This is a genomic window from Arthrobacter caoxuetaonis, assembly GCF_023921125.1.
GTDB classification, from domain to species: domain Bacteria; phylum Actinomycetota; class Actinomycetes; order Actinomycetales; family Micrococcaceae; genus Arthrobacter_B; species Arthrobacter_B caoxuetaonis.
This window is the reverse complement of record NZ_CP099466.1, coordinates 2,200,292-2,224,575: the sequence shown is the minus strand read 5'-3', so window position 1 is coordinate 2,224,575 and position 24,284 is coordinate 2,200,292. Positions and strand designations below refer to the sequence as shown.

Annotated in this window: 25 protein-coding genes, 1 tRNA gene and 1 other RNA gene; 15 read left to right on the top strand and 12 right to left on the bottom strand. The window is 65.3% G+C overall.

Annotated features, from left to right (window positions below; all coding sequences use genetic code 11):
- Nucleotides 1–29: 29 nt before the first annotated feature.
- From NF551_RS10215 to NF551_RS10205, 3 genes are all read left to right on the top strand, one after another.
- On the top strand, nt 30–554 hold the full coding sequence (locus NF551_RS10215; RefSeq protein ID WP_227895538.1) for a methylated-DNA--[protein]-cysteine S-methyltransferase: 525 nt from the start codon (nt 30–32) through the stop codon (nt 552–554).
- Nucleotides 555–585: 31 nt separating this feature from the next.
- The gene (locus NF551_RS10210) at nt 586–1,599 is read left to right on the top strand and encodes a tyrosine recombinase XerC (RefSeq protein ID WP_227895539.1); all 1,014 of its coding nucleotides are present in this window, start codon (nt 586–588) and stop codon (nt 1,597–1,599) included.
- A gap of 212 nt (nt 1,600–1,811) precedes the next feature.
- Nucleotides 1,812–2,315: a DUF3145 domain-containing protein gene (locus NF551_RS10205; protein ID WP_227895540.1), complete on the top strand. Its 504-nt coding sequence runs from the start codon at nt 1,812–1,814 to the stop codon at nt 2,313–2,315.
- Between the two features lie 102 nt (nt 2,316–2,417).
- Here NF551_RS10205 and fabF read toward each other — a convergent pair whose 3' ends face one another.
- From fabF to NF551_RS19040, 7 genes are all read right to left on the bottom strand, one after another.
- Nucleotides 2,418–3,659, bottom strand: a complete 1,242-nt coding sequence (gene fabF, locus NF551_RS10200) for a beta-ketoacyl-ACP synthase II (protein ID WP_227895541.1) — start codon at nt 3,657–3,659, stop codon at nt 2,418–2,420.
- Between the two features lie 96 nt (nt 3,660–3,755).
- Complete coding sequence (locus NF551_RS10195; RefSeq protein WP_055240832.1) at nt 3,756–4,001, bottom strand: acyl carrier protein; 246 nt, start codon at nt 3,999–4,001, stop codon at nt 3,756–3,758.
- A gap of 79 nt (nt 4,002–4,080) precedes the next feature.
- Nucleotides 4,081–5,142, bottom strand: coding sequence for a beta-ketoacyl-ACP synthase III (locus tag NF551_RS10190; RefSeq protein WP_227895542.1), 1,062 nt, complete (start codon nt 5,140–5,142; stop codon nt 4,081–4,083).
- Nucleotides 5,139–6,095: an ACP S-malonyltransferase gene (locus NF551_RS10185; RefSeq protein ID WP_227895543.1), complete on the bottom strand. Its 957-nt coding sequence runs from the start codon at nt 6,093–6,095 to the stop codon at nt 5,139–5,141. The genes NF551_RS10190 and NF551_RS10185 overlap by 4 nt, the downstream gene beginning before the upstream one ends.
- Before the next feature lie 109 nt (nt 6,096–6,204).
- The gene (locus NF551_RS10180; RefSeq protein ID WP_227895544.1) at nt 6,205–7,437 is read right to left on the bottom strand and encodes a PucR family transcriptional regulator; all 1,233 of its coding nucleotides are present in this window, start codon (nt 7,435–7,437) and stop codon (nt 6,205–6,207) included.
- A gap of 147 nt (nt 7,438–7,584) precedes the next feature.
- Nucleotides 7,585–7,893 carry a hypothetical protein gene (locus NF551_RS19045; protein WP_423721592.1) on the bottom strand — a complete coding sequence of 103 codons (309 nt, stop codon included), beginning with the start codon at nt 7,891–7,893 and terminating at the stop codon, nt 7,585–7,587.
- On the bottom strand, nt 7,871–8,077 hold the full coding sequence (locus NF551_RS19040) for a carboxyl transferase domain-containing protein (RefSeq protein ID WP_423721594.1): 207 nt from the start codon (nt 8,075–8,077) through the stop codon (nt 7,871–7,873). Before NF551_RS19040 ends, NF551_RS19045 begins: the two co-directional genes overlap by 23 nt.
- A 33-nt stretch (nt 8,078–8,110) precedes the next feature.
- Between NF551_RS19040 and NF551_RS10170 the strand changes: the two genes are divergently transcribed.
- The gene (locus tag NF551_RS10170; RefSeq protein ID WP_229971555.1) at nt 8,111–8,296 is read left to right on the top strand and encodes an FCD domain-containing protein; all 186 of its coding nucleotides are present in this window, start codon (nt 8,111–8,113) and stop codon (nt 8,294–8,296) included.
- A 72-nt stretch (nt 8,297–8,368) separates the two neighbouring features.
- On the opposite strand, the gene aceE is transcribed toward NF551_RS10170, so the two are convergent.
- Nucleotides 8,369–11,107 (bottom strand): pyruvate dehydrogenase (acetyl-transferring), homodimeric type, encoded by a 2,739-nt coding sequence (aceE, locus tag NF551_RS10165; RefSeq protein WP_227895545.1) that lies wholly within the window; start codon nt 11,105–11,107, stop codon nt 8,369–8,371.
- Between the two features lie 347 nt (nt 11,108–11,454).
- On the opposite strand from aceE, the gene NF551_RS10160 reads away from it, so the two are divergent.
- The 7 genes from NF551_RS10160 (at nt 11,455) to gndA (ending at nt 17,821) form a co-directional block, all read left to right on the top strand.
- Complete coding sequence (locus NF551_RS10160) at nt 11,455–11,874, top strand: DUF3052 domain-containing protein (protein WP_227895546.1); 420 nt, start codon at nt 11,455–11,457, stop codon at nt 11,872–11,874.
- Nucleotides 11,875–11,880: 6 nt separating this feature from the next.
- Entirely contained in the window at nt 11,881–12,366 is a 486-nt protein-coding gene (locus tag NF551_RS10155; protein ID WP_227895547.1) for a peroxiredoxin, read from the top strand.
- 1 nt (nt 12,367) lies between these two features.
- On the top strand, nt 12,368–13,327 hold the full coding sequence (locus NF551_RS10150) for an NAD-dependent protein deacetylase (protein ID WP_227895548.1): 960 nt from the start codon (nt 12,368–12,370) through the stop codon (nt 13,325–13,327).
- 84 nt (nt 13,328–13,411) lie between these two features.
- A tRNA-Val gene (locus NF551_RS10145) sits at nt 13,412–13,484 on the top strand.
- Between the two features lie 199 nt (nt 13,485–13,683).
- On the top strand, nt 13,684–14,550 hold the full coding sequence (locus tag NF551_RS10140; protein ID WP_227895549.1) for a serine hydrolase: 867 nt from the start codon (nt 13,684–13,686) through the stop codon (nt 14,548–14,550).
- A gap of 263 nt (nt 14,551–14,813) precedes the next feature.
- Entirely contained in the window at nt 14,814–16,247 is a 1,434-nt protein-coding gene (locus NF551_RS10135) for a DUF2252 domain-containing protein (RefSeq protein WP_227895550.1), read from the top strand.
- A 137-nt stretch (nt 16,248–16,384) separates the two neighbouring features.
- A complete protein-coding gene (gene gndA, locus NF551_RS10130) occupies nt 16,385–17,821 on the top strand; it encodes an NADP-dependent phosphogluconate dehydrogenase (protein WP_227895551.1) in 1,437 nt (478 codons plus the stop codon).
- A 64-nt stretch (nt 17,822–17,885) separates the two neighbouring features.
- Here the strand turns inward: gndA and epsC are convergent, their stop codons facing one another.
- The 3 genes from epsC to msrA all read right to left on the bottom strand — a co-directional run bounded on the left by epsC (nt 17,886) and on the right by msrA (nt 20,057).
- Nucleotides 17,886–18,470 (bottom strand): serine O-acetyltransferase EpsC, encoded by a 585-nt coding sequence (epsC, locus tag NF551_RS10125; RefSeq protein ID WP_227895552.1) that lies wholly within the window; start codon nt 18,468–18,470, stop codon nt 17,886–17,888.
- Between the two features lie 47 nt (nt 18,471–18,517).
- Nucleotides 18,518–19,453, bottom strand: a complete 936-nt coding sequence (gene cysK / locus NF551_RS10120) for a cysteine synthase A (RefSeq protein WP_227895553.1) — start codon at nt 19,451–19,453, stop codon at nt 18,518–18,520.
- Nucleotides 19,454–19,532: 79 nt separating this feature from the next.
- The gene (gene msrA, locus NF551_RS10115) at nt 19,533–20,057 is read right to left on the bottom strand and encodes a peptide-methionine (S)-S-oxide reductase MsrA (protein ID WP_227895554.1); all 525 of its coding nucleotides are present in this window, start codon (nt 20,055–20,057) and stop codon (nt 19,533–19,535) included.
- 87 nt (nt 20,058–20,144) lie between these two features.
- Between msrA and NF551_RS10110 the strand changes: the two genes are divergently transcribed.
- The 3 genes from NF551_RS10110 (at nt 20,145) to NF551_RS10100 (ending at nt 22,879) form a co-directional block, all read left to right on the top strand.
- A complete protein-coding gene (locus NF551_RS10110; RefSeq protein WP_227895555.1) occupies nt 20,145–21,086 on the top strand; it encodes a Nif3-like dinuclear metal center hexameric protein in 942 nt (313 codons plus the stop codon).
- Nucleotides 21,087–21,159: 73 nt separating this feature from the next.
- Entirely contained in the window at nt 21,160–21,900 is a 741-nt protein-coding gene (locus NF551_RS10105; RefSeq protein WP_227895556.1) for a zinc ribbon domain-containing protein, read from the top strand.
- A gap of 4 nt (nt 21,901–21,904) precedes the next feature.
- On the top strand, nt 21,905–22,879 hold the full coding sequence (locus NF551_RS10100; protein ID WP_227895557.1) for a reverse transcriptase-like protein: 975 nt from the start codon (nt 21,905–21,907) through the stop codon (nt 22,877–22,879).
- A gap of 18 nt (nt 22,880–22,897) precedes the next feature.
- Here NF551_RS10100 and NF551_RS10095 read toward each other — a convergent pair whose 3' ends face one another.
- A complete protein-coding gene (locus NF551_RS10095) occupies nt 22,898–23,668 on the bottom strand; it encodes a YaaA family protein (RefSeq protein WP_227895558.1) in 771 nt (256 codons plus the stop codon).
- Between the two features lie 43 nt (nt 23,669–23,711).
- Between NF551_RS10095 and rnpB the strand changes: the two genes are divergently transcribed.
- Nucleotides 23,712–24,093, top strand: an RNA gene (gene rnpB, locus NF551_RS10090) — RNase P RNA component class A.
- The last annotated feature ends 191 nt before the right edge of the window (nt 24,094–24,284 follow it).

Here is a 24,284-nt window from a genome sequence, read left to right as displayed (position 1 = left end):
CATACCAACCAGCAGAAAAGGACAACGCCATGAGGACCCATAAAGTCATTGCCACGCCCCTCGGAATCTTCACCCTGGTGGCGGAGGACTCCCTGCTCATTGCGGTGGAACCGTCAGCGCCCGATCCGGCCGCACCGGTCGCAGCCCGCTTCGGGCTGGCAGCGGAAACCGGATTCGAAGCAGCTGAACGGCAGCTGGAGGAGTTCTTCCAAGGCAGGAGGTGCTGCTTCGACCTCCCGGTGTCGCAGGAAGGGACCCCGTTTCAGCGCCAGGTATGGAGTGCGGTAAAGCTGATTCCCTACGGCCAGACCCGGACCTACAAACAGCTGGCCCTTGAGCTGGGCGCCGCGTCCAAGGCACGCGGCGTCGGCGCCGCGCTGGCACGCAACATGCTCAATATCGTGGTTCCGACCCATCGGGTCCTCGGCAGCCGCGGAAAACTGACCGGATATTCCGGCGGGGTTGATGCCAAGCGGATGCTCCTCGACCTGGAAGCGGGTCCGGATAACGAGGCGCTTCGCCAGCAGTGCTCCGGCGCCGGTGTGCCTGCTTGAAGCGGTCGCTGAAAGCAGGGAAGGTAGGACGGTGAGCAAAGAGCCGGGTAGCACTGCAGCAGCGGAGCAGACACGCCAATCCGCCGTTCCCGAGGCAGCCCAAGCCAGGGCAGATGCCGGAGGAACCACGCCCAGGCCGGCCGAGTTCAGCCGGGCACTCGAGTCCTTCTGCAGCTACCTTGCATCGGAGCGGGGACGGTCGGCGCACACGGTCCGGGCCTATGAAGGTGATGTGTCGGCCCTCCTGGATTACGCTGCAGCCCTTGGTCTGACGACCCTCGCCGATATCGACCTGCAGGTGCTCCGCGGCTGGCTCGGCAAGCAGAATGAAGCTTCCCTGGCCCGCACGACCCTGGCCCGGAGAGCGGCCACCGCGCGGTCGTTTACCGGTTGGGCGCTGCGGGAAGAACTGATCGCCGCTGACCCGGCGCTGCGCCTGAAAGCGCCGAAGCGAAACAAGACCCTCCCGGGGGTTCTGCGGCCGGGTCAGCTCGAGACTCTCTTTGAGACCCTTGCTGCCGCTGCGGCGGAGGGAGGGCCGCTGGCGCTCCGCAACCGTGCGCTGGTGGAACTGCTGTACGCCACCGGTATCCGGGTCGGGGAACTAGTCGGCCTCGACGTTGACGATCTTGACCTGGAACGCCGGACGCTGCGGGTACTCGGCAAAGGCAACAAGGAGCGCACCGTTCCCTACGGACTGCCGGCAGCCCTGGCCGTCGATGACTGGCTGCGCCGCGGCCGGCCAGACCTGGCAGGAGCGGAAAGCGGGCCGGCTCTCTTCCTCGGCCGCCGGGGACGCCGAATCGATCAGCGTCAGGTCCGGTCCGTCACTTCTGCCCTTTTCGAAGCACTTGGCGATACATCCGCCACCGGACCGCACGCCCTTCGGCACAGCGCCGCGACCCACCTGCTCGATGGGGGAGCCGATCTCCGAAGCGTCCAGGAAATCCTGGGACACAGCAGCTTGGCTACCACACAGCTGTATACCCATGTCTCGGTGGACCGGCTCCGGCAGAGTTACCAGCAGGCCCACCCGCGCGCCTGAGTCACGGCAGGTGCCTTCCGTGACAGATTTGCACTTGCAACCAAGTAGTTTCATTGGCGTAATCGAGTAACTTGCGGCACAATGATGCTAGGTCTCACGGTTAGCGGTTCCGCACTGACGGGCCCGCAGGAGATTTAGGGCTTACAACTTCAGGATTCCGTCCCGCTTTGCAGGTCGTTGGGGAAGACGCACCTACAGCTACGGAGGATGGAATGACTGTTGTGATGGCGCACGGCGTATTGTTCGTGCACTCAGCCCCTTCTGCGTTGTGCCCGCACATTGAGTGGGCCATCGGATCCGTCGTTGAAAAGCGGACGGAATTTCAGTGGACCCCGCAGCCAGCCGCTCCCGGAATGGTCCGCGCCGAGCTTGCCTGGTCCGGACCGCAGGGCACAGGTTCACTGCTCGCCTCCGCCCTGCGGGGCTGGGCGCACCTCCGTTATGAAGTCACCGAGGACCCCAGCGCGGGTGCAGACGGCAGCCGCTGGTCCCACACACCCGAACTCGGGATTTTTCACGCCACCACGGATGTCAGCGGAAACATCATGGTTTCCGAAGACCGCATCCGTTATGCCTATGAAAACGGCGCCGGTGACCCTGCGGCCGTCTACCACGAGTTGTCCCTGGCGCTCGGGGAGGCCTGGGACGACGAACTGGAGCCGTTCAGGCACGCAGCGGACGGCGCACCGGTGCGCTGGCTGCACCAGGTCGGCTGATTCCTCCTCCTCTACACGCGTCTTACACGATATTCAGCGTCAATCGGCAAAGGCCGGGATCCCCGCAGGGATCCCGGCCTTTGTCTGTCCTGCTGTCAGGAACTAGTGGCTGCGAAGGGCTACAACGGCGTTGTGTCCGCCGAACCCGAAGGAGTTGTTCAGCGCAACGATGTCACCCTGGGGCAAATCGCGTGCCGTGGTCACGACGTCGAGCGGGATTTCGGGATCCTGGTTGTCCAGGTTGATGGTGGCGGGGGCCTGGCGGGTGTAGACAGCCATGGCGGTCAGCACGGCTTCCACGGCACCCGAGGCGCCGAGCAGGTGTCCGGTCTGTGACTTGGTAGCCGAGACAGCGACATTGTCCACATGCGCTCCGAGCGCAGCCTTCAGTGCGGTGTATTCGGGTTTGTCGCCCACCGGAGTTGAGGTTGCGTGCGCATTGACGTGGACTACGTCCCCGGCCTGGGCGCGGGCATCGAACAGCGCGGCCTTCAAGGCACGGGTGGCGCCCAGCCCTTCGGGGTCCGGTGCCGTGATGTGGTAGGCGTCCGCGGTGACGGCGGTTCCGGCCAGTTCGGCGTAGATGCGTGCACCGCGGGCAAGGGCGTGTTCCTCTGCTTCGAGTACCAGCGCACCCGCACCTTCACCCATCACGAAGCCGTCCCGGTCCCTGTCATAGGGCCGTGAGGCGCGTTCCGGATCATCGTTGCGCTTGGAGAGTGCCTGCATGGAGGCGAAGGAGGCCAGCGGCATGGGGTGGATAGCTGCCTCCGCTCCGCCGCAGACCACAACGTCTGCCTTTCCGGAACGGATGAGTTCCAGGCCCTGGTGCAGCGACTCGGTTCCGGACGCGCAGGCCGACACAGGTGTGTGCGCTCCGGCCCGGGCACCCAGGTCAAGGCTGACGGCAGCGGCGGGACCGTTTGGCATCAGCATGGGCACGGTCATCGGCAGCACGCGACGGGGACCTTTCTCCCGCAGCGTGTCCCACGCGTCAAGCAGGGTCCAGACCCCGCCGATGCCGGTGGCGAAGGAGACGGCCAGGCGGTCGTGGTCAATCTCGCTCTCGGCCAGGCCTGAGTCGGCCCAGGCTTCGCGGGAAGCGACGACGGCGAACTGCGTCGAAGGATCCATCCGCTTTGCTTCAACCCGGGAGAGGACTTCAGCGGCCGGCGTGGACACCCGTGCAGCGAAGGTGACGGGCAGGGCGTACTTCTCAACCCATTCGTCCTCCAGCGTCCGGGCACCGGAGACACCCACCAGGGCGTTCTTCCACATGGTCGGGACGTCTCCGCCGATCGGCGACGTTGCGCCGAGGCCGGTAATGACTACTTTGCGGGCCATGATTCACTCTCTCGGAAAATTGGTGGCTCACCGCTCTGCGGCGAGGCGAGGTGATGCTGCAAAGGGCGGCCGCAGGCAGCGGCCGCCCTCCACGAACTACGCCTGGGCGTTGGAGATGAAGTCGACGGCGTCGCCAACGGTCTTGAGGTTCTTGACCTCTTCGTCGGGAATGCGAACGCCGAACTTTTCCTCGGCGTTGACGACGATGGTCATCATCGAGATGGAGTCAATGTCCAGGTCATCCGTGAAGGACTTGTCCAGCTCAACGGCCTCGGGGGCCAGGCCGGTTTCCTCGTTCACGATCTCGGCGAGACCGGCCAGGATTTCTTCGTTGCTAGCCATGGGGGCTCCTTTTTTCGTTGGTACCGGTGCTGGACCGGTGTGGGTTTTCCAACCGCCGGGGCGGTGTGGTCTATCAAAACTAGGGGAGGACAACTACCTGTGCGCCAAACACCAGGCCTGCGCCGAAACCGATCTGCAGGGAGAGCTTGCCGCTGAGTTCGGGGTGCTCGCTGAGCAGCCGGTGTGTGGCCAAGGGGATGGAAGCCGCGGAGGTGTTGCCGGCGTCGGCAATGTCCCGGGCGATGACCACTGATTCGGGCAGTTTCAGCTGCTTGGCCATTTCATCGATGATTCTCATGTTGGCCTGGTGCGGGACAAAGGCTGAGAGGTCAGCGGCCGTGATGCCCGCAGCGTCAAGCGCCTGCTGCGCAGCCTTGGCCATTTCCCAGACAGCCCAGCGGAAGACAGTCTGTCCGTCCTGGCGGAGGGTCGGCCACAGCTTGGTTTCGCGCTCAGCCAGCACCGATGCCGGAATCGTGCCTTCGGACTCGGCAGCCAGGGAGAGCTCCCGGATTTCAAGCATGGAGTGGGTCATGCCGATTGCACCGGACTTGCTGCCGTCCGATCCCCATACTGAAGGCCCGATGCCCGGTGTATCGGAAGGACCGATGACGACGGCGCCGGCACCGTCACCGAGGAGGAACGAAATGGTGCGCTCGGTGTTGTCGATGAAGTCCGAGAGTTTTTCGACGCCGACCACCAGGACGTACTTGGCGGCCCCGGAGCGCACCAGGGCGTCCGCCTGGGCAATTCCGTAGCAGTAGCCAGCGCAGGCAGCGGAGACATCGTAGGCGGGCGCCGGTGTGGCACCGAGACGGTCAGCGACCTGGGCGGCTGCCGAAGGCGTGGCGTAGGGGTGTGTCACGGTGGAAATGATGACGGCATCCAGTGCGGATCCGTCGATGCCGGCCTTTTCGAGTGCCTCGCGTCCGGCCATCTCGGCCATGTCCACAACGGACGTACCCTTGTCAGCGCGGTGGCGGGTGACAATGCCCGTCCGCTGCCGGATCCACTCGTCCGAGGATTCGATCCACTGGCAGACGTCGTCGTTGCTCACAATCACATCGGGACGGAACGCGCCAATGCCGTGGATACGGCTGAACTCGTTGACGGGGGACTGCTTCAGGGTGGGCGTGCTCACGCATTACCTTCTTGGGTTGTAACTGCTGCCGCGCCGGAGTGCTCGGACACAAAGGCCCGGGCAGCGGCGAGGTCTTCGGGGGTCTTCAGGGCCAGGGCCGGAACTCCGCGCATGCCGCGCTTGGCCAAACCGGTAAGGGTGCCTGCCGGTGGAAGCTCCAGGATGCCGGTGACGCCCATGCCTGTCATGGTTTCCATGCACAGGTCCCAGCGGACCGGGCGGGACACCTGGGCGATCAGGCTGTCGAGGTTGGCTTCACCGCTGACGACCGCGGTGCCGTCGTAATTCGAGAGCAGCGTGGGGCGCGGCTCGGCGGGAGAAAGCGTGGGGCGCAGTGCCTCAAGGACGCTGAGCGCCGGCTCCATATGGCCGGTGTGGAAGGCGCCGGCTACCTTGAGCGCAATGACCCGTGCCTTGGCAGGGGGGTTTTCAGCCAGGCGGCCGAGCTGCTCCAGCGTGCCGGCGGCGACGATCTGTCCGCCGCCGTTGGCATTGGCAGCTGTGAGTCCAAGCTCGGCAAGGACGCGTGCCACGTCCTCCGGATCGCCGCCAAGGACGGCGCTCATGCCGGTGGGTACCGCTGCCGCGGCGCGGGCCATGGCATTGGCGCGTTCGCGCACGAAGGCCATGGCGTCCGCCTCCGGCAGTGCACCCGCCAGTGCGGAGGCCGTGATTTCGCCGACCGAGTGTCCCGCGACAACCGTGGCCGCAGTCAGCGCTTCGGCATCAAACAGCAGCCGGCCGGCCACAAGTCCGGCCGCGACGATCAGCGGCTGGGCGACGGCGGTGTCCTTGATGGTTTCCTCATCGGAGACGGTGCCGTGGGCCACGAGGTCAAGCCCGGCGACGTCGGAGAGCTCTTCAAGGTGCTCCCGGACCCCGGGCAGTTCGAGCCACGGAGCGAGGAAGCCTGGCGTTTGTGACCCCTGGCCGGGGCAGACGATTGCAAGCACGTAACAAGCTTTCCAAAGAAGGTGCGATTTGCCGGGTGTTTAGGTGAACCAAGCTGTCTGGGGCGTGTTGTAGGAAGTCTACAAGCGAAGTCCCTGCTGGCAAGGGGGGTCAGGAGCGGGCTGCCGGCCGTTCCGCGGCTGTTTTTCCGGCGGGTGCGAGGCGCCCGACCACCAGGGCTGTCTGCAGCACGAAGGCCTCCCGGGGCAGCATGGGGTCCCATCCGGTGATGTCGCAGACGCGCCTGAGCCGGTACCGGACGGTATTGGCGTGGACAAAGAGTTCCCGCGCCGTGGCTTCAAGGGAGTGCCCCAGGGAGAGATACGCCGAAAGGGTGTCAGCCAAGCCGTTGGAGGCGGCCAGCAGCGGACGGTAGATGTTGCGTATCAGGGCTTTCCGGGCAGAGTCATCGCCGGACATCACGCGTTCGGGCCACAGGTCGTCGGCTGCCACTGGACGTGGAGCAGCAGGCCAGGCACGGGCAGCGCTCAGGCTGGCAAACGCCGCCTGGGCCGATGGCCCGGCCTCCACGAGTGACTCCGCCGCCGGGCCGTAAACGACCGGGCCCGGCCCGAACAGGTCCGCAAGCCGGGAGAGGGCGCCGGCCTTGTCGGAGAGTCCGCCCAGGACCAGGATGAGGCGGTCGCCCTGGATGCCCACAAGGGTGTCTTCGGCGAGCCTTCCGGCAACCCTGCGCATCTCATTCACGAAGGTCGGGTTGGGGTCGGCCGGGGGACTGCCAACGATAACGGTCACGGGCGCTGCCGAGGTCCAGCCCACCGCAGCGATCCTTGACCGCAGCGCGTCCGAACTCTCCCCGCGCAGGATGGCGTCGACCACAAGCGCCTCCAGCCTGGTATCCCAGGCGCCGCGGGTCTCTGCTGCGCGGGCATAAACGTCAGCGGCTGCGAAAGCGACCTCGCGGGAATACCGGAGAACGGCTTCACGCAGCGGGCCCTGCACCGAACCGGCAGCGAGCTCCGGGACCCGGTCCTCGACAACCTGGACTACGACCCGGATGAGGGAAAGGGCTTTCTGCAGGCTGATGGCACGGGTCAGCTCGGTGGGTGCGGTGCCGAAAACATCGCTGAGCACCCAGGCCGGCGAGGCCGGGCGTTCGTACCAGTTGACGAATGAGGCGATGCCTTTTTGTGCCACCATACCCAGCGCCGAACGCTCATCCGGACGAAGCCCGCGGTACCACGGAAGGGAAACGTCCAATTGCTTCAGTGTGGCTGTGGAGAGCTTGCCGATATTCGCTTTGAGGCGCTCAAGGACCAGCGGGTCTGCGCCGCCTGCTTCGGGCGGAGTTGTCGCCTTGGTCACCGGTGGGGTTGCTGGCATCTTTGAAGCTTACGGCCTTGGGCCCGCAACCTCCATTTTGTGAGAAGGCTACAACTGTGGACAGGAGGCGGGGAGGTTTTCGGAAGGTCCCCGCCGGCAGGTCCGTATGCCGGCGTTCACAGGGCCGATCCCAGGCGGCGGAACCTCTCAGCACGTCCAGCAAGTGCTTTCCGCCCCGGGGACGGAACGCCGAGTTGCAAGTTCATACTCCACGGCCTTGGCCATCCGCCGGCAGAACGCCGGTGCCTCGGCGGAGGCGTCGGGCCGTTCCTCCACAACGTGGTCCACGATTCCGTGAGCAGCCAGGGCCCCAACCGTGACGCCCTGTTCCTCGGCCATCTGCGCGCCGTGGCTGGTATCGCGGTGGACGATGGCGCTGGCTCCTTCCGGCGGCAGCGAGGAGAGCCACGCATGCTGCGCCGCGATCGTGCGGTCAGCGGGAAGCAGCGCCAGCACGCCGCCGCCGGGCCCCCTGTCCCAGCAGCACCGAAACAGTAGGGCAGTCCAGGCCCACCAGGTCATTGAGGCTCCGGGCAATTTCACCGGCCAGCCCGCCCTCCTCGGCTTCCCGGGACAACGCTGCCCCGGCGGTGTCGATGATCGTCAGCAGGGGCAGGTCCAGCTCTTCAGCCAGGCGCATGCCCCGGCGGGCTTCCCGGAGCGAAGCGGGGCCATGATGACGTTCATCGCCGAGCAGGTCCGCGAGACCCGGCTCGCGTCGCTGGGCCAGCCGGGGCGTCCTGAAGCCTCCCCGGCCTCCCACCCCGCCATAGCGGACGCGATCACCGCCGGTGATCCGCCAGCGGCTGCGGCCGCAATGCAGGCCCACATCGACCTGGTTGCCGAGACAGACCTGTAGCCGGCCTGACCTGTAGCATCCGCGGCGGCGGGGCCGCCTGGCCTAGCGCCCTGTCACAGCGCGGATGCCGGCTTAGGCGTCGCCGCCCGCGTTGCCGCTGGATCCCTTCGTGACATCCAGCAGATGGTACTTCGAGATGGCCTCCTGCGGCGCCGAGGCATCTACCTCTTTGCGCCGCGCCAGCATTTCCAGTGACCGGACCACCATGGAATGGCTGTCGATCTTGAAGAACCGGCGGGCTGCCGCACGGGTATCCGCGAAGCCGAAGCCGTCGGCACCCAGGGACGCAAACTCGTTCGGCAGGAACTGCCGGATCTGGTCCGGAAGCGCCTTCATGTAGTCACTCGAGGCAACGATCGGCCCCGTGGCTCCGGCCATTTGCTGCGTTACGAAGGGGACCCGTGCTTCGGCATCCGGGTGCAGGAAGGAATGCTCTTCCGCTGCCAGTCCGTCACGGCGCAGCTCGTTCCAGGAGGTCACTGACCAGACATCCGCCGAAACGTTCCAGTCGTCTGCGAGGAGGCGCTGGGCTTCCAATGCCCAGGGAACCGCGACGCCGGACGCCAGCAGCTGTGTCCTGGGTCCGTCAATGCTCGCGGGGGAGAGCAGGTAGATGCCTTTGATGACGCCTTCCACGTCAAGGTCCTCCGGCGCCTTGGGCTGCTGGATCGGCTCGTTGTAGGCCATGATGTTGAAGATGACGTTCGGGTCCTCCGAGTCCGGGCCGTACATCTGCTCCAGTCCGTGGCGGACAATGTGCCCGATCTCGTAGCCGTAGGCAGGATCGTAGGTCCGCACCGCGGGATTGGTGGAGGCCAGGATAGGGGAATGCCCGTCGGCATGCTGCAAACCCTCACCCGTCAGCGTCGTCCGGCCCGCGGTGGCCGAGATCATGAAGCCCCGCGCCATCTGGTCAGCAGCTGCCCAGATGAAGTCCCCGGTCCGCTGGAACCCGAACATCGAATAGAACACATAGACCGGGATCAGGGGAACGCCCTGGGTCGCATAGGCCGTCCCGGCAGCGGTGAAGGCGGCAATGGAGCCGGCTTCGTTGATGCCCATGTGCACGATCTGGCCCTGCGGGGACTCCTTGTAGGCCAGGACGAGGTCCCGGTCCACAGACAGGTAGTTCTGCCCCTGGGGGTTGTAGATCTTCGCCGTCGGGAAGAAGGAGTCCATGCCGAAGGTGCGGGCCTCATCCGGGATGATCGGCACAATCCGGGTGCCGAACTCCTTGTCCCGCATCAGGTCCTTGAGCAGCCGCACAAAGGCCATGGTGCTCGCAGCCAGCTGTTTGCCCGAGCCCCGGTTCGCTACTTCGTAGGACTTTTCGCCGGGCAGGTGGATGGGTTTGAAGTCCGAGCGGCGCTCCGGCAGGAACCCGCCCAGCTCCCGGCGCCGGTCCAGCATGTACCGGATCTCAGGCGCCTGCGGACCCGGGTTGTAATACGGAGGACGGTAGGGATCCGCCTCGAGCTGTTCGTCGGTGATGGGAATCCGCAGGTAGTCCCGGAACAGCTTCAGGTCATCCAGCGTCAGCTTCTTCATCTGGTGAGTGGCGTTCCGGGCCTCGAAATGCGGACCCAGCCCGTAACCCTTCACCGTGTGGGCCAGGACAACAGTCGGCTTGCCCTTGAATTCGACTGCCGCTTTGTATGCGGCGTAGACCTTCCGGTAGTCGTGCCCGCCCCGCTTCAGGTTCCAGATGTCATCGTCGGAAAGTCCTGAGACCATGGCCTTGGTCTGGGGACTCTTGCCGAAGAAGTGGTCCCGGACGAATCCGCCGGACTCGCCCTTGTAGGTCTGGTAGTCGCCGTCGGGCGTGGAGTTCATGATGTCCACCAGCGCGCCGTCTTCATCCGCTTCCAGCAGCGGATCCCACTCCCTGCCCCACACGACTTTGATGACGTTCCATCCTGCGCCGCGGAAGAAGGCTTCCAGCTCCTGCATGATCTTGCCGTTGCCGCGCACCGGACCGTCGAGGCGCTGCAGGTTGCAGTTGACGACGAAGGTCAGGTTGTCGAGCTCGTCGTTGGCCGCGACGTGCAGCAGCCCGCGGGATTCGGGTTCGTCCATTTCGCCGTCGCCCAGGAACGCCCAGACGTGCTGGTTGGAGGTGTCCTTCATGCCGCGGTTATCCATGTAGCGGTTTAGCTGCGCCTGGAAGATGGCGTTCATTGGCCCGATTCCCATGGACACGGTGGGGAACTCCCAGAAATCCGGCATGGAACGCGGATGCGGGTAGGAGGACAGTGCATGGCCTTCCCGGGATTTTTCCTGCCGGAAGCCGTCAAGGTCCTCTTCGGTGAGCCTGCCCTCCAGGTACGCCCGGGCGTACATTCCCGGTGCCGCATGGCCCTGGAAGTAGACCTGGTCGCCCCGGCCCGGGAAGTCCTTGCCGCGGAAGAAATGGTTCATGCCCACTTCATAGAGGGTTGCAGCTCCGGCGAAGGTCGAGATGTGGCCGCCGACGCCAATGCCGGGGCGCTGGGCACGGTGGACCATTACGGCCGCGTTCCAGCGCATCCATGCCCTGAACCGGCGCTCGATCTCTTCGTCTCCCGGGAACTCCGGTTCCTGGTCCACCGGGATCGTGTTGACGTAGTCCGTGGTGGTGACCATGGGCACACCCACGGAGTGGGCCCCCGCGCGCTGGAGCAGGGAACGCATGATGAACTGCGCCCGTTCGGTGCCTTCGGTCCGGATCAGATCGTCCAGCGATTCGATCCATTCGGCGGTTTCTTCCGGATCCTTGTCCGGCAGCTGGCCCGTAAGCCCGCTGAGGATGTCCGTTTTGTCTTCTGCGGCCACGAAATTCTCCTATGCACAGATGGTGACTGGACATTGGTCTGACGCTGCGCTGATGATTCCCGGCCCTGTCTGCCGGGCGGCTGGGTGCTTTGGTCCCATGGGCGGCGTGCGCGGCCCCGGAGCCCTTTAGGCCACTGTAGACCGGTGGCCAATTCTTTCGTAGGGTCCGCGGCGAACCTCGTGCCTGCGGGGCAAGGGACCCTTGGGCATCACGTCCGGGGCGCGGCCGCAGGGCGCAAAACCCCTTGAAGCTTGCCCCCAAAAGGTGTTCCCTTGTGATCAGGAACGGGCAGTTCGCCCCAAGATGTGATTCCCTTGTATTTATGCAGTCAACCAGGAGGAGTGAAGTGAGCGAGGCCGATGCCGCCACAGAGAGCAATGTGGCGGAAAGAATGGGTTTCAAAGACGGCGACCTGATTCAGGAATTCGGCTACGACGACGACGTTGACTTCGATCTCCGGGAGGATCTTGAGGACCTCATCGGCGGCGAACTCCTGACGGAGGATGATCATGACGTCGTCGACGGTGTGATCTTGTGGTGGCGCGCCGATGACGGTGATTTGGTAGACGCACTGGTCGATTCGCTGACCACGCTGGACGACGGCGGCGTCGTCTGGGTCCTCACCCCCAAGTCCGGCCGGAACGGCTATGTTCCCCCGGCCGACATTGAGGAAGCAGCTCCCACTGCGGGCCTGCACGTCACCACCTCCCCGGGTGTGTGTCAGGACTGGGCAGCCACCCGCCTGGTGAGCCGCAGGAAGAAGTAGCGGCGCATGCCGGCTGCAACCGGTCCCAATCCCGGGGAGCCCGCCCCCGGCTTCGAGCTCCCGAACCAGTATGGGGAGCCGGTGAGCCTGGAGCGGTTGGCAGGAAAACCGGTGGTCCTGGTTTTCTATCCCTTTGCTTTCTCACGGGTATGTTCCGGAGAGCTGGCGGAACTGGCATCCCTGCAGCCGGAGTTCGATGCTGCCGGGGCTTCACTGCTGGCAGTCTCCAGCGACGCAAAATACTCGCTGCGGGCCTGGGCCGCGGAGCAGGGCTGGGAGTTTGACCTGCTTTCGGATTTCTGGCCCCACGGTGCCGTCGCGCGGCGCTACGGTGTGTTTGACGAAAACCGCGGGTTAGCCACGAGGTCCAGCTTTGTCATCGGAGCCGACGGCGTCATCCGCACGGTCCTGAGCTCCGCGATGGGTGAACCCCGCGACCAGGCAGCATACCGGGAGGCGCTCCTGGAACTCTCAACGGCTGGCCGTAGCTGACATGCCCCTGGCGCGCAAACCCTTCGGCCCCGCCGGAACCGGCCTGACCGGGTTCGTAACCCGGGATCCGGCCGATGCTTCCACGGATCCCACGGATGCCGAGCGGGCGCAGCTGGATGCCGCCGTCGAACTTCTCGCGGGGCGCCGCATGGCACTGCTGACCGGGGCGGGCCTCAGCACTGACTCCGGGATTCCGGATTACCGCGGACCGGACGCGCCGCCGCGCAATCCCATGACGTATCAGCAATTTGTGGGCGATCCCGTCATGCGGCAGCGATACTGGGCACGCAACCACGTCGGATGGCACCACCTGCGGCACGCCGTGCCCAACGCAGGGCATGAGGCCGTGGTCCATCTGGAGGAACGCGGGCTGCTGACGGGCGTGATCACGCAGAATGTGGACCGGCTCCACAGCGATGCGGGCAGCATCCGGGTCGTCGACCTCCACGGCAGGTATGACCGTGTCCTCTGCCTCTCCTGCGGGTCCGTCTACACGCGCGAAGGGATCGCGCGGCTGCTGGAAAAGCTGAATCCGGGATACCTGGAGCAGGTCGGTGCCGAGTGGGACACAGCACCCGACGCCGATGCCGAGATCGCGGACACGGAAGGCTTTACGGTCGCGGACTGCCCGGTCTGCGACGGCATGCTGAAGCCCGACTTCGTCTACTTTGGCGAGAACGTTCCCAAGGAACGCGTCCGGCTCGCTTACGCGGCCGTGGATGACGCCGGTGCCCTGCTCGTGGCGGGCTCCTCACTGACCGTGATGAGCGGACTGCGTTTTGTCCGCCACGCCGCGAAAGAGGGAAAGCCGGTGGTGATCATTAACCGCGGGCAGACCCGGGGGGATGATCTGGCGGACCTGAAGATCGACATGGGGGTGGGCACAGCACTGCAGTATCTGGCCCGCTCCCTGCCCGAGCCCGGCAGGACACAGCACGACGCCGGAGCGCAGCCCGATTAGGCGTTTAGGACGCCTGTCCGGTAATGTAATTCCTCGTGATGCGGCGCTGGCCGGGATATCCCAGCTGGCATAACGGGTCACGTCGGGTCTTTAGCTCAGCTGGTAGAGCGCCACGTTTACACCGTGGATGTCATCGGTTCGATCCCGGTAGGACCCACGGACAAAACCCGCCTCGGTAATAACCGAAGGCGGGTTTTTTCGTCCCGTGCGGAGGCAGGGTGACCCCCGGAGCACACCCGCCGAATGCCCCGCCAAGGTGGCAGCCGGCACACACCAGACTTTGAGGTTTTGGTGGTAAGACGGAACAGGCTGCCAACTAAGGCGGCCATTCCCATGTTCGATGTGAAAGACCACCGTTGCGCACCACCTTTTTCAAATCCCTCCTGGCATCGCTGCTGGCCGCGGGAACGCTGGTCTCCGCGGTTGCCGGCTGCACGCCCGTACCGGACCAAGGAGAGGCCGCGGTCCCTCAGCAAGCTGCGACGCCGTCGCCCACTGCGCGTCCCGAGACGCAGCTGATGACCGAATTGGACCGGTACAACGCCGAAACCAGCATTGACTTCTCGGTTGCACTGTACGAGCACGACACCGGCCAGGCCTGGACCTACAACCCGTCGGGACGCTATCTCGAAGCCAGCCTGGTGAAGGTGCCCATCCTCCTCACCCTGCTGAGGCAGGCAACTGAGGAGGGCAGGGAGCTATCGGCCGGGGAGCGCGCACTGGCGGAGGAGATGATCCGCCGGAGTGACAACACGGCAACTGACCAGCTCTACGCACTGGTTGGCGGAGCTCCTGAACTGCAGGCAACGTATGACCGGCTCGGCATCTCGGAGACCGTGGCAACGGAAATCTGGGGTACGAACGAGACCACCGCGGAGGACCAGTTGCGGATTGCGACGGCTGTGGCCCGGGGCGTGGACTGGATCGATCCCCAGCTGCATGAGTATGCGGTGACGCTGCTGGAGAGCGTAGTGCCGGAGCAGTCATGGGGGATCAGCGCCGGAACCCTCAGTTCCGTGGCAGAAGTGGGCCTGAAAAACGGCTGGCTGCAGGATGACCTGCTGTCCTGGAATGTGGGCAGCTCCGGGTTTGTTCTCGGAGACGGCGCCGAATACAGCCTGGTGGTCCTGACCGCAGGTACAGAGACTCTCGAGGACGGTATCGCCGTCCTCGAAGGCGCCGCTTCGATAGTGAACCGCTGGGAGCTGCGGGACTCCGCGTAGCGTCGGGGACAAGGTAGTGAAAAGAGCCAGGACGATGGTTCCGATGAGCAGCACAATCCTGGGCTTTCCCTCCCGTGCCCCCGCGCCGTTCCGGACCTGCCGTACCGGTCACTGTCCCGGCAACGTGGACAAGGTCGAACCGCTTTGCTTCCAAGAATGCGGGAAACCTGCCCACGGCGGAAGCGGGCGGATATCCTGATCTGGTCGGCTGCGGTGCACAGGAGCCCTGGCAGCGCAGCAAGCCGCATTGAAAGGCCCCGATTATGGGCAGGACAACCAGGCACCAGAGCATTCCGGAGCGCGCCGCAGGGGGCAGGCAGCGCCGGCAAGCCACACCCCGCGCCGTACACCGGGACTGGGTCCCGTCACCCGGGCGGCCGGACCCGGTGGCGCTCATCGAAGAGCAGAACCTGACCCGTGAACCGGACCTGGTACCGGTGAGGCACGCCAGGATGCTGGCCTCGCCGTTGACGTTCTACCGCGGGGCGGCGAAGATCATGGCCGCGGATCTCAAGGACACCGCGCGGGCGGGGCTGGATGTCCAGCTCTGCGGTGATGCCCACCTGTCCAATTTCGGCGTGTTTGCCTCCCCTGAGCGGACCCTGGTCTTTGATCTCAACGACTTCGACGAAACCCTCCCCGGGCCGTTCGAGTACGACGTTCTGCGGATGGCAGCGAGTTTCACCATTGCGGCCAGGCACAACATGTTCAGCCGGGAGGATGCGCGCGGTGTGTCCCTCGCAGCGATCCGGTCATACCGCGAAGCGATGCGCAGCTTCGCGCAGATGGGCACGTTGGACATCTGGTATGCACGGCAGTCGGACCAGGACCTGCTCGCAGCGATCCAGCTCGTGGCCGAGTCCAGCAAGGGCAAAGCAGAGAAAAGGGCGGCAAAACTGGCGGGAGAGAAAGTGGCGAAGGCAGTTCGGAAAGCACGCTCGCGGGACAGCCTGCAGGCGCTGTCCAAGCTTGCCGAACGTGTGGACGGCACGTACCGGATTGTCAGCCAGCCTCCGATCATCATCCCGGTCCGGGAACTGGAGGCAGTGTTCGGCACGTCCGCGGAAGAGATGGCGAACGACATGAGGGACCAGCTGCATTCCTACCGCCAGAACCTGCAGCATGACAGGCGCCAGCTCCTTGAGCGCTTCGAAATGCTCGACGTAGCCCGCAAGGTCGTGGGTGTTGGAAGCGTCGGCACAAGGGCCTTTATCGTTCTCCTCCAAGGCCGCGACTCCGCAGACCCGCTGTTCCTGCAGGTCAAGGAAGCAACGCGGTCCGTCCTGGAAGACCACCTGCCCCGCAGCGCCTACCGCCATCCCGGTGCGCGGGTGGTCCAGGGCCAGCGCAGGATGCAGGCCGCGAGCGATATTTTCCTGGGCTGGACCAAAGGCGTTCAGGAAAACCGATACCTGTATTGGCGCCAGCTGCGGGACATGAAAGGCTCCGCGGTCATCGAAGGCATGCGGCCGATGGGGATGGGTTTCTATGCCCGTGCGTGCGGCTGGACCCTCGCCAGGGCGCACGCCAGGTCCGGGGACCCCATCGCGATCGCAGCCTACCTGGGCAAGGGGGACGTTTTCGACGAATCCGTTGCGGATTTCTGCGACCGGTACGCCGACCAAAACGAGCGGGACTATGAGGCCTTCTCAGCAGCCGTCCGCTCGGGGCGGGTTCCGGCCGCCGCCGGATCCTGACCTCCGCGTGCAGGCCGCGGCAAGCAGCCGTGTGGCGGGGGCGGCCTCCGGGAGAATAGGCTAAAGGCTGAAGACGGCGCCACTGCTGCGCCGACACCGTGCTGGTTCCCGGCACCTGAAGAATCCTTGGAGTGAACTTGAGCGCACAAATCGGTGTAACCGGCCTGGCTGTCATGGGGGCGAATCTCGCCCGCAACCTGGCCCGCAACGGCTACACGGTGGCCCTGCACAACCGGTCGGTGGAAAAAACGGACGCCCTGCTGAACGCCCACGGGGACGAAGGCGACTTCGTCCGCACGGAGACCCTGCAGGAGCTGGTGGATTCCCTCGAAAAACCGCGCCGCGTCCTGATCATGGTGAAGGCCGGAGCGCCCGTGGATTCGGTCATCGACCAGCTGGTGCCGCTCCTGGAGCCGGGCGACATCGTCATTGACGCCGGGAACTCCCACTACGAAGACACCCGCCGCCGTGAGGCCGCACTGGCCGAAAAGGACCTGCACTTCGTTGGCGTCGGGGTTTCCGGCGGTGAAGAAGGTGCACTCCTGGGTCCGTCCATCATGCCCGGCGGCTCCCGCGAGTCCTACGACTCGCTCGGCCCGATGCTGGAGAAGATTTCCGCCAAGTACAACGGCGAGCCGTGCTGCACCTGGGTCGGCACCGACGGCGCCGGGCACTTCGTGAAGATGGTTCACAACGGCATTGAATACGCCGACATGCAGGTCATCGGCGAGGCCTACGACCTGCTGCGCTCCGCTGCCGGAATTGAACCGGCTGAGCAGGCACAGATCTTCACCGAGTGGAACCGGGGCCAGCTGAGCTCCTTCCTCATCGAGATCACGGCCGAAGTCCTGGCCCACACCGACCCGAAGACCGGCAAGCCGTTTGTTGACGTCGTCGTGGATTCCGCCGGCCAGAAGGGCACCGGCCGCTGGACCGTTGTCTCGGGCCTGGACCTGGGCTCCCCGGTCTCGGCGATCGCCGAATCCGTCTTCGCCCGCGCCCTTTCTTCCCAGCGCGGCCAGCGCGAGGAAGCCCAGGGCATCCTGGCCGGTGAGGAAATCGGCGTCGAGCTGCCGGATACCTTTGTGGAGGACGTGCGGCAGGCGCTGTACGCGTCCAAGCTCGTCAGCTACGCCCAGGGCCTGGACATGCTCACCGGCGCTGCCAAGACCTACGGCTGGGATCTGAAGCTGGATGAGATTGCCTCGCTGTGGCGTGCCGGCTGCATCATCCGTGCCGAACTGCTCGATGACATCATGAAGGCCTACGCGGACGGAAAGGCTCCGGCCAACCTGCTGCTGGCCCCGGCCTTCGCCGAGTCCATTGCCCAGGCGCTGCCGGCCTGGCGCCGTGTGGTCTCCGTGGCTGTGCAGCTGGGGATCCCGGTTCCGGTCTTCTCCTCCTCGCTGGCCTACTACGACGGCCTGCGCCGCAAGCGCCTTCCGGCCGCGCTGACCCAGGGCCTGCGCGATCTCTTCGGCGCGCACACCTACAGCCGGGTCGACGCCGAAGGCACCTTCCACACGCTGTGGAGCGGTGACCACTCCGAAATCGAAGCCGTGGACACCCACTAGTTCCCGGAACAGCAGAAGGCCGGCCGCTCCCAATCGGGTGCGGCCGGCCTTCTGCTTTGCGCTGCTAAATGTAGATCGCGGGATCCACGTACTCCGCCGGATCCACGGCGGGCTGGTTCATCTTGGGGTCACGGTGCCGCCAGGTCGCGGGGATGCCGGTAATGATCGAATCGGCCGGAGCGTCCTTGACGACGACGGCGTTCGCTCCCACGGCGCTGTTGGCCCCGATGGTGACCGGCCCCAGGATCTTCGCCCCGGCGCCCACGACGACGCCGTTGCAGAGGGTGGGATGGCGCTTGACCTTCGCCAGTGAGCGGCCGCCCAGGGTCACGCCGTGGTAGAGCATGACGTCGTCGCCAATCTCCGCTGTTTCACCGATCACGACGCCCATGCCGTGGTCGATGAAGAACCGCCGTCCAATGGTTGCCCCGGGATGGATTTCGATTCCCGTGGCGAACCGTGCGGCCTGGGACAGGACCCGTGCCGGGAAGCGCAGCGCCGGCTTAGACCACATCCGGTGCGTCAGGCGGTGCACCCAGATGGCGTGCAGGCCGGAGTAGACGACGAGGTTCTCGAAGGAACCCCGGGCCGCCGGGTCGTGGGACGCGGCGGCGTCGAGGTCTTCGCGCAGGCGTGACAGGAGAGGCACGTGGAACTTTCTGCTTGGTAGTTCTCCGCCGTCGCAGGCGGGGCTGGCTAGCCGCGGATGTCGTCGTAGAGAACCGTGGAAATGTAACGTTCTCCGAAGTCGCAGACAACGGCCACGATCAGCTTACCGGCGTTTTCGGGGCGCTTGGCCAGTTCCAGTGCGGCCCAGACGATCGCACCGGAGGAGATGCCGCCGAGGATGCCTTCCTGCGTACCCAGTGCCCGTGCCGTGGCGACGGAGTCCTCGATGGACGCGTCAAACACCTCGTCGTAGATCTCGGTGTCCAGGATCTCGGGGACGAAGTTGGCGCCAATACCCTGGATCTTGTGCGGCCCCGGGGAACCGCCGTTGAGGATCGCGGAATCCTTGGGCTCAACGGCGACGATCTGGACGCCGGGCTTGCGCTTCTTCAGGACCTGGCCGACGCCCGTGACGGTGCCGCCGGTGCCGACGCCGGCAACGAAGATGTCCACCTTCCCGTCGGTGTCTTCCCAGATCTCCTCGGCAGTGGTGGTGCGGTGGATTTCCACATTGGCCTGGTTGGCGAACTGCTGGGCCCAGATGGAGTTCTCCGTGGTGGCCACGATTTCCTTGGCCTTCTCGACGGCGCCGCGCATGCCGTCAGCACCCGGAGTCAGGACGATTTCGGCGCCGAAGGCGCGCAGCATGACCCGGCGTTCCGTGGACATCGTTTCGGGCATGGTCAGGATGACCTTGTAGCCGCGGGCGGCGCCGACCATGGCCAGGGCGATTCCGGTGTTGCCGGACGTGCCCTCGACGATGGTTCCTCCCGGGCGGAGGGCCCCGGCCTTTTCAGCCGCGTCGACAATGGCGACGCCGATGCGGTCCTTGACCGAGTTGGCGGGGTTGTAGAACTCCAGCTTTACCGCCACGTCGCCGGGCAGGCCTTCGGTGAGCCGGTTGAGGCGGACCAGGGGCGTGCCGCCTACCAGCTGGGTGACGTCGTCGTAAATTCGTGCCATGTGGATTTTCCTCTGTTCGTTGGCCTGTGGGCCGGCGTGAAGGCAGTTTCCTCAAGCCTATCGCCGGTCATTCACAGGATTAGTTGTCAAGCCATTCGGCGTAATATTTCCTGGCCTTCGCCAGCTTCGGGTTGATGATCACCTGGCAGTAGCCCTGTTCGGGATGCTTGGCGTAAAAGTCCTGGTGGTACTCCTCAGCCCGGTGGAATGTGGGCAGCGGGGTGATCACCGTGACAATAGGGTCACTCCACAGCGCCTGGGCCCGCTGGACCGCTTTCTCCATCTCTTCGCGCTCCTGGTCTGTCCGGTAGAACATCGAGGACCGGTACTGCGTGCCGACGTCGTATCCCTGCCGGTTAAGCGTCGTCGGATCGTGCGAGATGAAGAACATATCCAGGATGACCTCGGCGGGGATGATGTTTTCATCGAATGTCACAGCCACGACCTCTGCGTGCCCGGTGATCCCAGAACAAACACTGTCGTAGTCCGGGTGGGCGGTAAACCCGCCGGTGTAGCCGGACACCACGCTCTGCACGCCGCGTGTTTTCTGATAGATGGCGTCGAGGCACCAGAAGCAGCCTCCGCCAAGAACATAGGTCTTCATGCTCATGTACAAGGCGGCTGCGCTGTCAAAGATTCCCGGGTTTGCGGTGTGCCCGCAAAGGGGTGCCGTGGGGTAGAACTTATATCTATGGAAACCCCACGCAACGGCGACAATGACGCCACCGGCGCCGACCTGCCGGACACTCCCCAGGAAACTCCGGGCACCCCGGCCACTCCGGATGCGGAAACCCTCTCCCAACCCACCGTTGGCGATGTCCTGCTGGCCGTCGAAGAGCTCTGGCCCGAGTCACTTGCCGAGGACTGGGATGCCGTCGGGATGGTTACGGGACGGCCCTCCCGCGCGGTCACGCGGATCCTGCTCGCCGTCGATCCCACGCATGAAGTGATCGACGAAGCACTCGAGTGGGGTGCGGACCTCCTGCTGACGCACCACCCGCTGCTGCTTAAGCCCGTCCACTCGGTGGCGGGTACCGGATTCAAGGGCGACGCCGTGCACCGGCTGATTGAAGGCGGCTGCGCCCTGGTGACTGCCCACACCAACGGCGACAGCGCCGTCGGGGGAGTCTCCGATGTCCTGGCAGATGCTTTTGGCCTGCACGACACCGTCCCGTTGGTTCCGGCCGTCAACGGACTTCCCGAGGAAGGCATCGGGCGGGTAGGCAACCTCGCGGAGGTCACGACGCTGGGAAACTTCGCCGAACTGGTTTTCAGCATCATGCCGGCTGTCGCCGGTGGAGTGCGGGTGGCGGGGGACCCGCAGGGACTTGTCCGCCGGGTTGCTGTGTGCGGCGGTGCAGGCGACAGCCTGTTCGACGCCGTCCGCGCCCAGCATGCGGATGTCTACGTCACCGCTGACCTGCGGCACCATCCCGCCTCAGAGGCGAGGGAAGCGGCCGTGAACGGCCGTCCCTACCTCATTGATGTCTCGCACTTCGGCAGCGAGTGGCTCTGGCTGACCCCGGCGGCCCAGGCGCTGGAGAACGTGCTGACGGACCAGGGATTCACCGTGGAAATCCGGGTCAGCAGCCGCAATACCGATCCGTGGGACTTTGTGCTGACCCCCGGCTGAACAGGCGCGGTCCCAGTGGCATAGGCTAGGAGGGCCGCACCAGACAGGCAAGCGGATCAAGTGGAGGTATTTGGTGGCAAAAGCATCATCGGCGGAGCAGCTGCGGCTGCTGGACCTGCAGGCATTGGACAGCAGGATGAAGCAGCTGGACTCCCGCGCCCGCAGCGTGCGCGAGAACCCGGACCTCACGGCCCTGGCCGGGAAAGCCGCCGCGGCACGCACCGCACTCGGAGCCGCCGCCACGCAGAGCGCGGACATTGAGCGCGAGCTCGCGCGAGCCGAAGCGGACGTTGCATCCGTCGTCGCGCGCCTGGAACGCGACCAGAAGCACCTTGACAGCGGCCACGGCGGTTCCAAGGAACTCACGGCGCTGCAGAGCGAGATCGAATCACTGAGCCGCCGGCGTTCGGACCTGGAAGACACCGAGCTTGAGGTGATGGAGCGCCTCGAAGCGGTCAAGGCCGTAGAAGCCGAGCGCCGCACCGAGGCTGCGGCAGCCGAGACGGAACTCACTGACCTTGAGGGCCGGCGGGATACAGAACTTGCGGAGATTGAAGCCGAGCGCGCCGAAATCATGCGCCAGCGCACCGAGCTTGCCGGACGTTTTGCGCCCGACCTCCTGGCGGTCTACGAACGCACCCTTTCCCGGCACGGGATTGGCGCTGCCCGGCTGTTCCACGGAACTTCGGAGGGATCCGGCATGCAGCTGAGCCCGGGCGACCTTGCAGATATCCGCAAGGCAGCAGCAGACGACATCGTGTTCTGCCCGGATTCCGGCTGCATCCTGGTGCGCTCCTCGGAGTGGGGCAGCTAGTTCCGTGACCCTGTTTGACCCGTCGGACACGCCTGTCCATTCTTCAGCTGCTCCCGCCCGCCGGACCCTCATCGTCGAAGCGGACGGCGGTTCGCGCGGAAATCCGGGCCACGCCGGGTACGGGGCCCTGGTCCGTGATCCGGATACCGGGGAGATCCTCATGGAGAAGGCAGAATACCTGGGCATCGTTTCCAACAATGTCGCGGAGTACTCCGGCCTGATTGCTGCACTGGAGCTGGCCCATGAGGTCGACCCCGAGGCCTGGATCCTGGCCAAGATGGACTCCAAGCTCGTCGTTGAACAGATGAGCGGGCGCTGGAAGATCAAACACGAGGACATGCAGCGGCTAGCGGCCAAAGCCAGGGCCACAGTGGACCCCCGCCGCGTGAAGTACCAGTGGATCCCGCGGGAGATCAACAAGGACGCGGACCGCCTGTCCAACGAAGCCATGGACGCCGGAATTGCCGGCGTGCCGTGGAAGCAGCGGGAATCAACCCGCACAGCGACGCCCGCAGGCTCGCCGACGGCCGTGGAGAGTGAGGGTTCTTCTGCCAAGGAAGCAGCCAGCGCCGCGGATAGCGCCCCTACTGGCCGCATCCACCACACCGAGATCTGGGTGCGGGACCTGCCCCGGGCGGAAGAGAGCCTGGGCTGGCTGCTGGAGCGCCTGGGCTTCGTGCTGCGGGACCGGTGGGCCACCGGGGCGCGCTGGCAGGGCGCTGCGGGCTACATCGTGATTGAGGCAGGGCCCGACGTCCTTCCGGCGGACCACGAACGGCGCAGGCCAGGGGTGAACCACCTGGCGTTCGGAGCGGGATCTCCTGCCGACGTCGACCTTCTGGCCCGGCGCGCCGCAAGCCACGGCTGGAGCCTGCTCTTCGGAGATAAGCATCCGCATGCCGGGGGAGCGGATCACTACGCTGCCTACCTCGAAAACGCTGACGGTTTCGAAGTTGAGCTCGTAGCAGACCTTCCCTGATCCGACCGTGCCGCGGGACTAGTGGTCTTCGGGCAGGATGAGGTTGAGCTGATGCGGTTTTCGTCCCTTTGCCGGAACGAGCTCTGCTTCCCACTTTTCGGCTGCGGCGTGCTGCAGTTCGTCAACGGTGGACGGCTCTGCGCCTGTCCTGGTGAGCAGATGCCGTGCGAGTTCCCCGCGTGTGTGCTTGGCGAAGTGGGATACGACCTTGCGCTCCCCGCCCCGCACCTGGAAGACGTTGACTGCTGCGCTGCACGCAGGATCCGGCTGCCAGGCCGCTGCATAGGTGCTGGATCGGCAGTCCACCACCAGATCGCCGGCAGCGCATTCATTCAGCGGCTCCGTGAGTGCTGCTTTCCAGAAGGCAGCGAGCCGCCCGACGCCGGGAAGATTTGTTCCCATGGACAGCCGGTAGGCGGGAATCATGTCCGCAAAGCCAATGGCGCCCCACAGGGCAGAAACAACAACGACGGCGGCGTCGGCACGTGCCCGCTGTGCCGGCGTCAGGGACGCATAGCCGAGGGCATCGTAGAGGACTCCGGAGTACACCTGGTGCGCCGGGGCGCAGGGCTCGCTCTCCAACACCGTGTTGCGGGTGACCTCGGCGGCCAGCGAGAGTCCTGCGCCGAGGATCTTGTGGGCATCTGCTGATGCACTGGTCTCGGCCAGGGCCGAGAGCACGAGCTTCCGGGGCGTGGCCAGCTCCGGAAAGCGGAGGAAATCGGGGTTCAGCGTGGGCCCCTGTGCGGGGCGGGTCTTGCCCTCCGAGGGCGGCAGCAGGATCAGCACTGATTAATCCTACGTTCCCGGGCAGGTAGCATTGACCGCGGGACGGGTTGGCCAGGCAATCGCGTCAGGACGGCTTCGGCCGGACCTGCCGAGGAAAGTCCGGGCTCCGCAGGGCAGGGTGGTGGGTAACGCCCACTCGGGGAAACCCGCAGGCCAGTGCCACAGAGAAGAGACCGCCCGCGTTCATGCGCAGGTAAGGGTGAAACGGTGGTGTAAGAGACCACCAGTGTCCCGGGTGACCGGGACAGCTAGGTAAACCCCACCCGGAGCAAGGCCAGACAGGATGTGTTTGAGGGCTGCCCGCCCGAGCATCCGGGTAGGCCGCTGGAGGGTATCGGCAACGGTACTCGTAGATGGATGATTGCCGCCCGTCCGCTGGTAACGGCGGACAGGTACAAAACCCGGCTTATCGGCCAGCCCGTCCCTCATGAGCTGGTTCGGCCGGTACTTTGCCGCTCTTTGTTCTCCCGGCGTGCCGGGACGGCGATCCCGCGGATGCGCCGTTTACGCCTGTTCGGAAGCGGAAACAACAGGCGGAGGGGCTTTCCGCTTCATTTCCGGCCACTTTTCTTCAAGCGCACGGCGAGTCATGCACTCGCATCCACCTCGGCTATTC

Coding starts and splice junctions, on each gene's coding strand:
- msrA (WP_227895554.1), bottom strand. CDS start 20,057: ATGAAGACCTATGTTCTTGGCGGAGGCTGCTTCTGGTGCCTCGACGCC.
- NF551_RS10205 (WP_227895540.1), top strand. CDS start 1,812: ATGACTGTTGTGATGGCGCACGGCGTATTGTTCGTGCACTCAGCCCCT.
- cysK (WP_227895553.1), bottom strand. CDS start 19,453: ATGGCACGAATTTACGACGACGTCACCCAGCTGGTAGGCGGCACGCCC.
- fabF (WP_227895541.1), bottom strand. CDS start 3,659: ATGGCCCGCAAAGTAGTCATTACCGGCCTCGGCGCAACGTCGCCGATC.
- NF551_RS10215 (WP_227895538.1), top strand. CDS start 30: ATGAGGACCCATAAAGTCATTGCCACGCCCCTCGGAATCTTCACCCTG.
- NF551_RS10180 (WP_227895544.1), bottom strand. CDS start 7,437: ATGCCAGCAACCCCACCGGTGACCAAGGCGACAACTCCGCCCGAAGCA.
- NF551_RS10150 (WP_227895548.1), top strand. CDS start 12,368: ATGCCCCTGGCGCGCAAACCCTTCGGCCCCGCCGGAACCGGCCTGACC.
- NF551_RS10195 (WP_055240832.1), bottom strand. CDS start 4,001: ATGGCTAGCAACGAAGAAATCCTGGCCGGTCTCGCCGAGATCGTGAAC.
- NF551_RS10135 (WP_227895550.1), top strand. CDS start 14,814: ATGGGCAGGACAACCAGGCACCAGAGCATTCCGGAGCGCGCCGCAGGG.
- NF551_RS10110 (WP_227895555.1), top strand. CDS start 20,145: ATGGAAACCCCACGCAACGGCGACAATGACGCCACCGGCGCCGACCTG.
- NF551_RS10155 (WP_227895547.1), top strand. CDS start 11,881: ATGCCGGCTGCAACCGGTCCCAATCCCGGGGAGCCCGCCCCCGGCTTC.
- NF551_RS10170 (WP_229971555.1), top strand. CDS start 8,111: ATGATGACGTTCATCGCCGAGCAGGTCCGCGAGACCCGGCTCGCGTCG.
- NF551_RS19040 (WP_423721594.1), bottom strand. CDS start 8,077: ATGCGCCTGGCTGAAGAGCTGGACCTGCCCCTGCTGACGATCATCGAC.